The organism is Methanobrevibacter sp. UBA212, assembly GCF_905233225.1.
Classification (GTDB): domain Archaea; phylum Methanobacteriota; class Methanobacteria; order Methanobacteriales; family Methanobacteriaceae; genus Methanocatella.
The window spans coordinates 1-10,869 of record NZ_CAJODJ010000066.1 but is presented as its reverse complement, the minus strand read 5'-3'; the positions used below and the strand labels follow the sequence as shown (position 1 = coordinate 10,869).

The following is a 10,869-nucleotide window of genomic DNA, read 5'->3' as shown; positions in this document are numbered from 1 at the left end:
TTCCAAAAATTTTATCACTTGTAAAAAATAAAGTTTGTATTAGAGTTTTAGTGGTCCGAATCGATAAGTATCGGAACTTTTTTATAAGTTTTATACGAATTGTTCGTATTTTTTAGGTTTATATGTGAAAGTTGAGAATATAAGAACTGTTGGCCTGACAATCAATGGGTCGAATAAGATTACATATTTATACTAAAAAGTATTATAAATAATATAGTTAAGATTCATTACTTGGATTACTTTTTCAGGTATTTCTTTTAGACGTGTATCCGAGTGGTCAAAGGAGTAAGATTCAGGGTCTTATGCATTAGTTGCTACGTGGGTTCGAATCCCACCGCGTCTATTTCTTGTTTTTTTAACTTTTTAAACTAAACAGTGTCTTAAATAGTTTATATAAACAGTTTTAAGGTCGTAAATTTTTGGTGTCCTGTTTAAAGCGATATTAAAATCCTCTATTTGATTCTAATTACAATATTGTTCAAACCCAATATTTGGGAATAATCAATTTTTTGCGAAATCTTGTTTAAAATGGCGATATTGGATGCCATATCTTCATCTTCCATTACATTTATGCACTTGCCCGAATATTTAATTGAAATTAGAATATACTCTCCATTATCCCTAATAATTATATCAATCAAATCTATATTCTCGTTGATGTTGATGATATGGACAATCATGTCCTCAATTGTCATACTTACAAGAACGGATAATCTGTCTTCATTAAAGGATTTCCGGATGTTTTCAGATAATTTGACCGCATCCTCAACATTTCCGTCAAGGGTGAATTCAAACACTGTTGCGTTTTCATGTTTTTTAATCAGGAAAAATCCAGAATAGTCATTATTGCTTTTTCGGGCCATGATTTTGGAATATATGGCAATAAACAACAAGGTTGCGAATTCAGACACTACAAGTGAAGCCCAAAATCCTTCCGCTCCCCATAATAGGCAAAGATGTATGCAAAAAGCACCGGGAAAATCAATCCCTGAAGAAGGGTAACGATATTGGCCAATTTATTATATTGGACGGATTCCGCATAGAACATGTACAGGCTATTGACTGCGAATGCAAGGAAGCTGATTGAAAATATCCTTATCACGTTAATTATTGTCGGAATGTCTGCGGGATTGCTTACATTGAATATGAACAATACTATTTGTGGGAATAAAATGAATAGTGCTGAAAAGAATGCTCCAAATCCAATTACAATTTTAAGGGATCTTCTGGTTACATAATCCACGCCGGTGAAATCTTCCTCCTTATAATAGACGGCAGCAATCGGTAAAATTGATTGGACAGTGCCTAAAATAAAAATGTTCACCAGATACAGTGTGTTATAGCACATATTGAATGCGGCCAGACCCAGTTCCCCTAGAATTCCAACGATTAAAGCGTTTAAAAATACCAGTCTGATTGTGGTATATAATGGAATTGAGGAAACAGATGAACCGGATTTGCAGATGTTCACAGCATAACCAATTATTTCAGATGATTTGACCTTGATGAACTTCAATGTCCTGTTTGATTTGAAGAAGTATAATGTAATGTAGATTGCTGAGACAATATGGCCGATGGTTGTTGCCATTGCAGCTCCGGAAACGCCTAGATTCAAGAATTTCATTAAAATGACATCGAGAATGATATTGACCACATTGCAAAGCAAAAACGCCCTGAATTGCATATCAACAAAGCCATCAGTTTTGATAAAATAGGCCAAACATACCATATAGCATTCAAATACTATTCCAAGGGCATAGTAGTGGAAATACTGTGTGACATAACAATTGGACATATGACCCCTGAAATATTATAGTTGACAGAGTCATGATCAGCCCGATGATTATGATTCCAATAATCGAAATCGTGAAATATGCATTTCCTTTCTTCTCATTGAATTCCGCTTTTGCCATGGTGCATAGGATGCTGCCTTTGAAAAGAATTCATTTCAGAATCATTCAAGAAGTATTTCAACAATATAATTAAATGCCTCTTTTGCTTCCGGAACCATTGGATATAGAGGGTATACGTGGCTCATTTCCTCGCCAACGACCAATTCAGCATCAACGCCTGCATCCGTTAGTTTTTCATGAAATTCGACAACATCCGGATATATTATCTCATGGGTTCCTATGAATGTGGTAGTTTTTGGAAGATTGTTCACTTCTCCAAAAAGCGGGCTTACCTTATAGTCTTTTGTATCCAGGTCTCCTGCCCAGGCCTTTCCCATTTCACGTGCGCCCTCCACTCCAAGCATAGGGTCATACTCAACGTCATCATAATTCCCTGACATTGACACGTCAACCCATGGGGATATCAGAATCAGGTTCTTAGGTTGGGGTATATCATTGACAGCCAGATATTCGCAAAATGCTGCAGAAAGCCCTCCGCCGGCGGAATCTCCCATTATTATAATTGGCTTGTTCATTTCCAATAGATGGTTGTATAGTTTTTCAACAATTTCGTAGGTCTCCTCATAGGTGTGGTTTGGGGCAAGAGGATAGATTGGGGTGAATACGCATGCGTTAATCTTTTTTGCAAGTTTGTCGCAAAATGAAATGTGAGGGAGCCTGATTTCATTCACATATGCTCCTCCGTGGAGATATATGACCAAGCGTTCCGCATCTTCGGCATCATTAAAGATTAACATTTGACATCCGAACATGTCTTTGCTTTCAACTTTGCTGCGGTATATCCTTTTCGGCAGTTCATAAGGTTCATCCTCTTCAAGAGAACGTTCCTGTATATATTCATTGGCTTTATCGGGATAATCCATGTAATCGCGATGTTTTTTCTCCAGTATGTTTTCTACAATCTTTGACCTTTTTGACATTTTTGACACCTCTTGCATTACTGTTTTAAATTATATCTATTAATATAATAAATCTATCTGCTATCTGAATTTCTTAAGGAATATTACTGTGACAATCACTGTTGCAATAACTGAAATTACATTGGCAGTCATTGAAGGCAGTCTTAAACCTTCCGGAGCCTGCAGAATATACCCGAATGCGATTAAAGTACAAAAGATTGCCGGGGCTAATGCAATGATGTAGTGCTTTTTCGTCTTAATCAGATAAATGGTTGCAGAATACAGCACTATTGTAGCCACTATCAATTGGGACCAAGCAAAATATCTCCAAATCAAACTAAAATCAACAAATGTCAATCCGAATGATACTAAAAATAATGGCACAGCAATTTTAATTCTTGAAATGATTTTTTCATGGTTAAGATGGAATTGGTCGGCAATTGTTATTCTTGCGCTTCTAAGTGCGGTGTCCCCTGATGTAATCGGACAGATAACGACTCCGATAATGGTCAGGACTAAACCTACAGGCCCAACCAATGCTGTTGCCATTTGATTGACTGCCACTGAAGGTTCTGCACCATAAATTGCCGCAAGTTGGGGCTGACCGTGGAAAAATGCCATTGCAATGCCCGCCCAGCAAAGGGCAACTAAACCTTCAACAACCATGGATCCGAAAAATACAGGTCTTGCATCCTTTTCATTTTCCAAACATCTTGCAACAATTGGAGATTGTGATGCATGAAAACCGGAAATTGCTCCGCATGCAATGGTAACAAACATATATGGGAAAATGCTTTTTTCACTTAGATATAGTCCCTGTGTTGTAAACTCTGGAATGGAGTATGCAGGATTCAAGATTACTCCTCCAGTCATTATCACAGCCATAATCAATAATAATGCGCCAAATACAGGATAAATTCTTCCAATAATTTTATCAACTGGAAAGATTGTTGCAATCAGGAAGTAAATGAATATTACTATTATACAGATAATTATGGGGATATTGGTTAAGTTGGTGATTAAGTCCGCAGCCCCCTTTGCAAAGGTTGCTGAAACAAGAATGCCGGTGAGAACCAGCAGGACTGCAAGAAATCTTTCGGTATTTTTTCCCAAATACTTTGAGACTATATTGGGCATTGTCAATCCGTTATCTCTCATGGACATGAATCCTGAAAAGAAATCGTGAATACATCCAATGAAGATAGTTCCTAATGTAATCCATAAAAAAGCAGCCGGACCGAATAATGCACCTTGTATGGCTCCAAAAATTGGCCCCAATCCTGCGATATTTAAAAAATTAACAAGAAAATTCTTGATTTGAGACATGGGCATATAGTCGACTCCATCTTGTAAACTATATGCGGGGGTTTGGCGGTTTTCATCGACACCTGCTACTTTTTCAACAACTTTTCCATAAACAAAGTATGACGCAATCAATACCAAAAAGCAAATTACGAAACTAATCATTGTGGTTATTTTGGCATCGGATTTATAAAAAATTTTTCATTGGGCAATGTGTGGGCATGGGTATGAAAAAATGTAATCCAGTCGTCTCAACCGTATTAATTGTTCGATAATATGTATACGAACTATTTTATTTTGCTCTAAACAAACACTTCGTATTATTTTTAGTCTATTTTTATTAATTGTTCATATTTTATTTATTTTCTTATACGCTAGCTAATTTTTATTTATTAGTTACATTTATTAAGCAATAATTTTAGATTATATTATACCCATTGGAGGATGGCCAAATGAACGTACAAAAACCAATACAAATATTTTCAAACGTTAATGATAACATTGGTGTCAATGTTGTAAAAAGTCCAGTAAAGCTAACAATTCTAGAGATGTTGAGAGACAGTGAAATGGAATTTGATGAAATCGTCAATAACACGGGCAAATCAAAATCAACTGTATCAGTTCATTTAAAAGACCTACGGGAAAGTGGGATAATCTCTTATAGGGTCCATCCAAATGACAACAGGAAAAAGATATTCTACATTAATTCAAAATATCTCGGTTCAGTCAACATATCCGAGCCGAAAGAAATTGAGCAGACCCAGTCCGATTATATAATCAAAAATATCATTGAAAACGACGAGGAATTCTCAACATTGCTGTTCCACACTTTAAAGTCAATGCTCATACAGGAAGGGGTAAACATAGATCCAATCCTTCAGGCAACCGGAAACAGCATAGGGAAGTCAATTTTTGACATATTATATGATGACGACTTGGATGTCTTCATGCAAAACATTGCTGATTATTGGCAAAGAAAGGGTCTTGGAAGAATGACTTTCAAAGTCGGACAAATAATCAAGATTACAACATATGACTGTTTTGAATGCAAATTGCTGCCAAGAACAGGTAAACCAGCATGCTTTTTAGACAATGGAATATTGGAAGGCCTATTCTCCGAATTTTTTAACTTGCCGGTTAGCGTAATCGAAACCCAGTGCTATACAATGGGTGATGAAAAGTGTGTGTTTGAGATAGAACCTCAACACATAAAAGCATACTAATCATCGCTGAATTGAATGATGGTGGTTGTCAGGTAAGGCTTTTCGTTAGAAAATCCTTCAATTATTTTTTCATTTTCACGTGTACAATTCTGTACGGAATAGATTTCTTTAGGTCTTTTTTTATCTTCAATTGTTGATTCCAATCTGGAAGTGTTTCTTGATGCTTTCATAAGTACAATTGAATCGCTGTAATCCAGGATTTCTTCCAATCTGTCGTCAATTTTAGGTACAATGGTTAAAATATCGTTTTGCTCAACCAATGCCTTGTTTTTTGCAGCCGCACAGGCGGTAAATGAAGTAATTCCAGGTATTGTTTCAATTTCATATTTGTCTATTAGTTTCTTTTGCACATATGAGTATGTGCTGAAAATTGAAGGGTCTCCAAGTGTTATGAATGCAACATCCCTTCCTGTATTCAGATATTGTGAAATAAGTTCAGAAGCGCTGGTCCATATCTTTTCAAGCTCTTTTTTGTTTTCAATCATTGGAAAGATAGGTTCTACTATCATCAATCTTTTATAATCTTTTCTCTCTTCAAGTATTGGTCTAACTATGGATAATGCAATACTCTCTTTTTCTTTTGATGATTTTGGTGAAAATACTACCGGAACAGATTTTAAAACTTTAGCAGCCTTTAAGGTTACCAATTCAGTATCTCCGGGTCCCACACCAATTCCAATCAGTTTTCCTTTTTTAGCCATATAATCACTTTAACATTTTAAATACAATTTTGCAACTTATTTATAGTACTACTTTACTAATATATTTTTGATGTCAAATTCTATGTTTTGTCCAAATTGTGGAATGTTAAAAAGTAATTGTGTTTGTGGAAAATACGATAGAGAAAAACCTAAGGGTCCAACTAACTTGTTTAGTTTTTCCAAGCCTAAAAAATCATCCGTTTTGGATGATGAGATTCCTGAGGTATATTCGGTTGACGACTATCAGCAGGATGAGGGAACCGCAGCCTACCTGAAGGAAATCTATCCTCACATTGATGATGAGATTATAGTCAACTTTCCCTTTGAACAGCCACGGCTTGGGCAACTGGAGATCATACAGGATATTAACGATGCTATTAAAAAAGGGTATAAATACATCATTTTGGAGGCAGGAACAGGAACAGGAAAATCTGCAATTGCCACAACCCTTGCCAAAATGTATGAATCCGCTTATATATTGACAATGACCAAGCAGCTCCAGTCCCAATATTCAAATGAATTCTCTTTCCCGCTGGTTAAGGGAAGGGGAAATTTCGCATGTTTGCATGGTAATCTGGAGACAACATGTGACATGGGGGACTGCAAGACCGCTCCAACATCCAGCAAGTTTTTCTGCCCTTACGGCGTTGCCAAAAACCCTACATTGGATGCGGAACTTGCTTTTGAGGATTCATTCGGTGGAACCGTATTTTACCAGTCAGACGCTCATTGCCATTACTGGAATCAAAAGGCCAATGCAATAAACTCGCCGATAACACTGATGAATTATGACTATGCAATTGTTGAGCTCAATTATGTTAAGCATTTCGGAACCCGTTCACTGCTTATTTTGGACGAGGCCCACAACATTGAGAACAAGCTGATGTCTACAATGGAGCTTACACTGTATAACAGGTCTCTTGAAAAGGATATTAACAAGATAATGTCCGAATCACTTTTGAAAGACGGCGAAATTGAAGATTGGATAATGGAAATTGATGCAATTAGGGAATCTTACGAGGAAATTGAATTGAAGGATTTGAGCAAAAACAAGGCAGATAGAATAAAATCAACAATAGCCCGCCTCAAGACTCTCAAGAATAATCTTGAAAAGGAACCTAAAAACTGGGTCATCGACACTGATGAAACCAGCGTATGCTTCAAGCCGTTGAGGGTTCATCAATATGCCAAAAGCAATCTGCTGAAATATGGTGATGTTGTCATTTTCATGAGTGCTACAATATTGTCCCATAAGATGTTTTCCAAATGGCTGGGTCTCAATCCCAATGAGGTCTATCATATAAAGGTTGACAGTCCGTTTACAAAGGAAAAAAGACCGATCATTCTTAACCTGGCCGGAAAAATGTCTGCAAACAGAATTAAGAATACCGCACCAAAGACAATTCCTATATTGCAGGAAATTCTAAAAAAGCATGAAGGCGACAAGGGTCTGATTCATACCCACAGCTACAAGTGCCAGCAGTACATTACCAACAACCTTTACAATTCAAGGCTTGTCTCCCATACTTCACAAAACAGGGAGCAGGTATTGAGTTTCTTTGAAAAGGATGACAATCCACTGGTTTTGGTATCTCCATCAATGAGTGAAGGTGTGGATTTGCCTTATGACAAGTGCAGATTCCAGGTCATCTATAAAATACCATTCCCTTACCTTGGTGACAAGCAGGTAAACATGCGAATGAAAAGGGATAAGAAATGGTATGCCTATAAGACAGTCATGACATTGATGCAGGCTTATGGCCGTGGAATGAGGGCAGAAGATGATTCATGCTACACATACATCATCGACAGCGACATCAACATGCTGTTTAAAAGTCCTATGTACAGGTCACTGATTCCTGACTTTTTCAAGGAAGCTGTTGTTCGCGTTAAAAAATAAGCGGACCTGGAGGGATTTGAACCCTCGATCTTGGGATCCGAAGTCCCACGTCATTCCTAACTAGACCACAGGCCCCGTATTATAAATATTCTTTTATTATTCTTTTCTTTCTTTTGAATTGTCTGAGATTATCGGCATGTCTTCGATTTCTTCAACTTCAGCGAAAATATCGTCAATTGATTCGCTTTCAAGTTTGGCATGCTCGTATTCCATCTCTTCAATTTCTTTTTCACTCAAAGATTTCTCTTTTGCAGGAGGCAAATCTTCGATGGTCTCCTTGAATTGCACTTTTTTATTAGAAGCAGTAGGTTTTTTAAGAGAAGTCTTTAAATCATTCACGTCAAATTCGCCTATTTTGTAGGATTCCTTATCTAAGGGAATTTCACTTTTTGGTATTGGTTTTTGTGACGGTTCTTCAAGTTTGGTGTTGGTATTATCCTTTTTTTCTTTTACATCACTATCAATAGTATTTATACTGCTTGTAATCTTTTCAAATGGATTTTTAATGTTAAATAATTTGTATACTCCATAAATAAGTAAAAATACTCCTATTACTAGGAAAATAACAAACATAAAACTGCTTTCACCGGCAACAACGTTGTCTATAACTCTATCACTGCGTGATTCGAAAATGAATACGGATATGATAATCAATACGACTCCTATGATGGAACTGACGATGGCTAGAACAGGTCTGCCTTTGATTTTTGCATTAATAACGTTATCGAAGTTTTCGCTGATGTCTCCAACCAGGTCTTCTTCCATATTGGTATATTCATCTTTTTTAACATCTTCGCTTTTTGGGGCTTTGATAATGTAGTCCTCATCAATTGGGGTTTCTTCTAAATTAAGGGCATCATTGTATTCGTCACCCGGATGATAAATGAATTCATCATCAATTTTTAATTCTTCAAAATCTGTGTTGGGTCCATTAAGATAATCGATTAACTCACTGTCCTCTTCCATTTCGTCATATGATTCAGTAGTGACATTGTCAATCATATCTTTAAGATCTGAAATTCGATGCTCTTTTTCTTTAGAATCTTTCATAAAAAACCCTCTTAGTCATAAGCTCTCCATGTATGCTTACATTTTGTACATGTGAAAATACGGGTAGGAGCTTCATCTGCACTACGAGTTTGTAACATTTTATAAGTAGCTTTATCGTGTCCGCATTCAGGACAGGTTTCATTGGTAACTGGGCCAACGTCCACATCTTCTCCAAGCATTTTAACAGTTTCTTCAGCTTTAACATCTTCTGAAACTTTGTAATCTTTAGTATTGTCTAACTCGTTTGAGTATCCGCATTTGTTGCATTTTAAAATGCCGTTGTTTGGAAGCATCATGGCCCCACATTCTGGACAAAATTCCATTCAATCTCCTCAATTAAATTATATGTAAATAATATTTTTCTTAATCTATTTAAATATAACCTAAAAAAACCTATTTTTTGGCTTTTTTCAAACAATCATTAATTATTTGTCTGTGGTCAAAGGCAATGTCAATATCGTTGATTTCATCATGTGAAAAAATACCGATTTCTTTTGCATCGCTATCTGCTTTTCTAGTGCTTAAATCGCCTTTTGCAGTGTATACAACAGTAACTGTGTGACCCCTTGGGTCCCTATCCGGCTTGGAATAAACATTGACCAAATCAATCAGTTTGACATCAATGCTGGTTTCCTCTTTTGCTTCACGCATTGCTGCGGTTTCTACACTTTCACCATACTCAACAAATCCTCCCGGCAGTGCCCAACAGTCCTTATACGGTTCATTCAATCTTTTGATTAAAATAAAATTGAAATCATCATCAAAAATAAAGATATCGGCGGTCAGGGAAGGAATTTTATATTTTGACATTTAACCACATTAAAAATAAAAGTTTTGAAGCTATAAAGCTTCATCAATAAGTTGTTTAAAATCAGAACTTTCTTTTTGTAATTCTTCTGCTGCTTTTTTCAATACGCTTCTAGGTCTTTTTCCTCTTTTGGTTTTAATGGTCATTTGTGGTTTTCCAGTAAGAGGGTGATCGATATTGTAAACAGCATATTCAACATCTGGGTCTTGCATTAGAACATGTCTTAAAGCATTAAAAACTCCGTGACTTTCATCCTCAACTTCAAAAGTGAGTTCTAAAGTTTTATCATCAATAATTTTAAAATTTTCCATTTTATCAACCTTAATTAATCATTAACATAGTTTTTAGAGACTTTACGTCTTTCTTTTTTATTGCAAGTATTGCACTGAAGCTCATTATCTTTTTGTGTGGTGTGCATGAAATCTCTACAGCGGGTACACATTGCCTTTAGGACTCCACAATCTTCGTCAACTGTTCCTAAATCAACATTGTCTCCAGTTATTTTAACGACTTTTGCCTGAACGATGTCTCCAATTCTAAAAGCATCAGACAATTTTTCCAAATAATCCTTTTTTGCTTGTGAGATGTGAATCGCTCCCATATAAGGTAGGGCCAATGGCCTGCCATTGTCTTTCATACATTCGATTTTTACATTTGCTCTTTGAGGTTTAATATCAGTTATTTGACCATAAACGGTATCTCCCACTTTCAAAAGAGCCGGTTTTGCATCTGACACAACAGAAATAACCTTCATTTTTTGATTAATTTTAACATTTCCAAGTACTGCTGATTTAATGTCGCCATTATCGTCATAAGTACCGTCCCCTGGCAGATATTGCTCGATTATTCCTAACTTATCTCCAGGCATTACAATTTTTTCATCTTCTATACTCATATTAAAATCACCAAAAATATAAAAATTTCTTTAATATAATAATTTTATTGATGTTTATATTTAAAAGTATTCATATGTGGACATGCACCGAAACTTAAGTAGTTTTTTCCAGAATTTTAAATTTTCAATGATTTTAATAACATTGTTATACTTCTGTTGGACAGAGAATCAAAATTTT

At 36.1% G+C, this 10,869-nt stretch carries 12 protein-coding genes and 2 tRNA genes; 3 read left to right on the top strand and 11 right to left on the bottom strand.

What is annotated here, in order from left to right; genetic code table 11:
• The first annotated feature begins 259 nt into the window (after window positions 1–259).
• A tRNA-Leu gene (locus QZ138_RS11110) sits at window positions 260–343 on the top strand.
• A gap of 109 nt (window positions 344–452) precedes the next feature.
• On the opposite strand, the gene QZ138_RS11105 is transcribed toward QZ138_RS11110, so the two are convergent.
• The 4 genes from QZ138_RS11105 to QZ138_RS11090 form a co-directional block, all read right to left on the bottom strand.
• Window positions 453–911, bottom strand: a complete 459-nt coding sequence (locus tag QZ138_RS11105) for a hypothetical protein (protein WP_292889081.1) — start codon at window positions 909–911, stop codon at window positions 453–455.
• Window positions 911–1,795 (bottom strand): MATE family efflux transporter, encoded by an 885-nt coding sequence (locus tag QZ138_RS11100; RefSeq protein WP_292889080.1) that lies wholly within the window; start codon window positions 1,793–1,795, stop codon window positions 911–913. Before QZ138_RS11100 ends, QZ138_RS11105 begins: the two co-directional genes overlap by 1 nt.
• 159 nt (window positions 1,796–1,954) lie before the next feature.
• Window positions 1,955–2,833 (bottom strand): alpha/beta hydrolase, encoded by an 879-nt coding sequence (locus QZ138_RS11095; RefSeq protein ID WP_292889079.1) that lies wholly within the window; start codon window positions 2,831–2,833, stop codon window positions 1,955–1,957.
• A 60-nt stretch (window positions 2,834–2,893) separates the two neighbouring features.
• Window positions 2,894–4,279 carry a carbon starvation protein A gene (locus QZ138_RS11090; RefSeq protein WP_292889078.1) on the bottom strand — a complete coding sequence of 462 codons (1,386 nt, stop codon included), beginning with the start codon at window positions 4,277–4,279 and terminating at the stop codon, window positions 2,894–2,896.
• A gap of 287 nt (window positions 4,280–4,566) precedes the next feature.
• On the opposite strand from QZ138_RS11090, the gene QZ138_RS11085 reads away from it, so the two are divergent.
• Entirely contained in the window at window positions 4,567–5,337 is a 771-nt protein-coding gene (locus QZ138_RS11085) for a V4R domain-containing protein (RefSeq protein ID WP_292889077.1), read from the top strand.
• Here the strand turns inward: QZ138_RS11085 and cobI are convergent.
• Window positions 5,334–6,038, bottom strand: coding sequence for a precorrin-2 C(20)-methyltransferase (cobI, locus tag QZ138_RS11080; RefSeq protein WP_292889076.1), 705 nt, complete (start codon window positions 6,036–6,038; stop codon window positions 5,334–5,336). The genes QZ138_RS11085 and cobI overlap by 4 nt on opposite strands.
• A 70-nt stretch (window positions 6,039–6,108) precedes the next feature.
• Between cobI and QZ138_RS11075 the strand changes: the two genes are divergently transcribed.
• Window positions 6,109–7,938, top strand: a complete 1,830-nt coding sequence (locus QZ138_RS11075; protein WP_292601972.1) for a helicase C-terminal domain-containing protein — start codon at window positions 6,109–6,111, stop codon at window positions 7,936–7,938.
• Window position 7,939: 1 nt separating this feature from the next.
• On the opposite strand, the gene QZ138_RS11070 is transcribed toward QZ138_RS11075, so the two are convergent.
• From QZ138_RS11070 to QZ138_RS11045, 6 genes are all read right to left on the bottom strand, one after another.
• Window positions 7,940–8,013: transfer RNA gene (locus QZ138_RS11070), tRNA-Arg, on the bottom strand.
• A 21-nt stretch (window positions 8,014–8,034) separates the two neighbouring features.
• A complete protein-coding gene (locus QZ138_RS11065) occupies window positions 8,035–8,988 on the bottom strand; it encodes a sodium/calcium exchanger protein (RefSeq protein WP_292889075.1) in 954 nt (317 codons plus the stop codon).
• 11 nt (window positions 8,989–8,999) lie between these two features.
• A complete protein-coding gene (locus QZ138_RS11060) occupies window positions 9,000–9,311 on the bottom strand; it encodes a transcription factor S (RefSeq protein WP_292601976.1) in 312 nt (103 codons plus the stop codon).
• A 70-nt stretch (window positions 9,312–9,381) separates the two neighbouring features.
• Window positions 9,382–9,798, bottom strand: a complete 417-nt coding sequence (locus QZ138_RS11055; protein ID WP_292889074.1) for an NUDIX hydrolase — start codon at window positions 9,796–9,798, stop codon at window positions 9,382–9,384.
• A gap of 30 nt (window positions 9,799–9,828) precedes the next feature.
• Window positions 9,829–10,107 (bottom strand): DNA-directed RNA polymerase subunit L, encoded by a 279-nt coding sequence (locus QZ138_RS11050; RefSeq protein ID WP_292601980.1) that lies wholly within the window; start codon window positions 10,105–10,107, stop codon window positions 9,829–9,831.
• Window positions 10,108–10,121: 14 nt separating this feature from the next.
• On the bottom strand, window positions 10,122–10,691 hold the full coding sequence (locus QZ138_RS11045; RefSeq protein ID WP_292601982.1) for an exosome complex RNA-binding protein Csl4: 570 nt from the start codon (window positions 10,689–10,691) through the stop codon (window positions 10,122–10,124).
• Window positions 10,692–10,869: the final 178 nt, after the last annotated feature.

What these genes read in the sequence shown, in the direction of transcription:
- QZ138_RS11100 (WP_292889080.1), bottom strand. Translation starts at nt 1,795, where the DNA reads ATGTCCAATTGTTATGTCACACAGTATTTCCACTACTATGCCCTTGGA.
- QZ138_RS11095 (WP_292889079.1), bottom strand. Translation starts at nt 2,833, where the DNA reads ATGTCAAAAAGGTCAAAGATTGTAGAAAACATACTGGAGAAAAAACAT.
- QZ138_RS11090 (WP_292889078.1), bottom strand. Translation starts at nt 4,279, where the DNA reads ATGATTAGTTTCGTAATTTGCTTTTTGGTATTGATTGCGTCATACTTT.
- QZ138_RS11085 (WP_292889077.1), top strand. Translation starts at nt 4,567, where the DNA reads ATGAACGTACAAAAACCAATACAAATATTTTCAAACGTTAATGATAAC.
- cobI (WP_292889076.1), bottom strand. Translation starts at nt 6,038, where the DNA reads ATGGCTAAAAAAGGAAAACTGATTGGAATTGGTGTGGGACCCGGAGAT.
- QZ138_RS11075 (WP_292601972.1), top strand. Translation starts at nt 6,109, where the DNA reads ATGTCAAATTCTATGTTTTGTCCAAATTGTGGAATGTTAAAAAGTAAT.
- QZ138_RS11065 (WP_292889075.1), bottom strand. Translation starts at nt 8,988, where the DNA reads ATGAAAGATTCTAAAGAAAAAGAGCATCGAATTTCAGATCTTAAAGAT.
- QZ138_RS11060 (WP_292601976.1), bottom strand. Translation starts at nt 9,311, where the DNA reads ATGGAATTTTGTCCAGAATGTGGGGCCATGATGCTTCCAAACAACGGC.
- QZ138_RS11055 (WP_292889074.1), bottom strand. Translation starts at nt 9,798, where the DNA reads ATGTCAAAATATAAAATTCCTTCCCTGACCGCCGATATCTTTATTTTT.
- QZ138_RS11050 (WP_292601980.1), bottom strand. Translation starts at nt 10,107, where the DNA reads ATGGAAAATTTTAAAATTATTGATGATAAAACTTTAGAACTCACTTTT.
- QZ138_RS11045 (WP_292601982.1), bottom strand. Translation starts at nt 10,691, where the DNA reads ATGAGTATAGAAGATGAAAAAATTGTAATGCCTGGAGATAAGTTAGGA.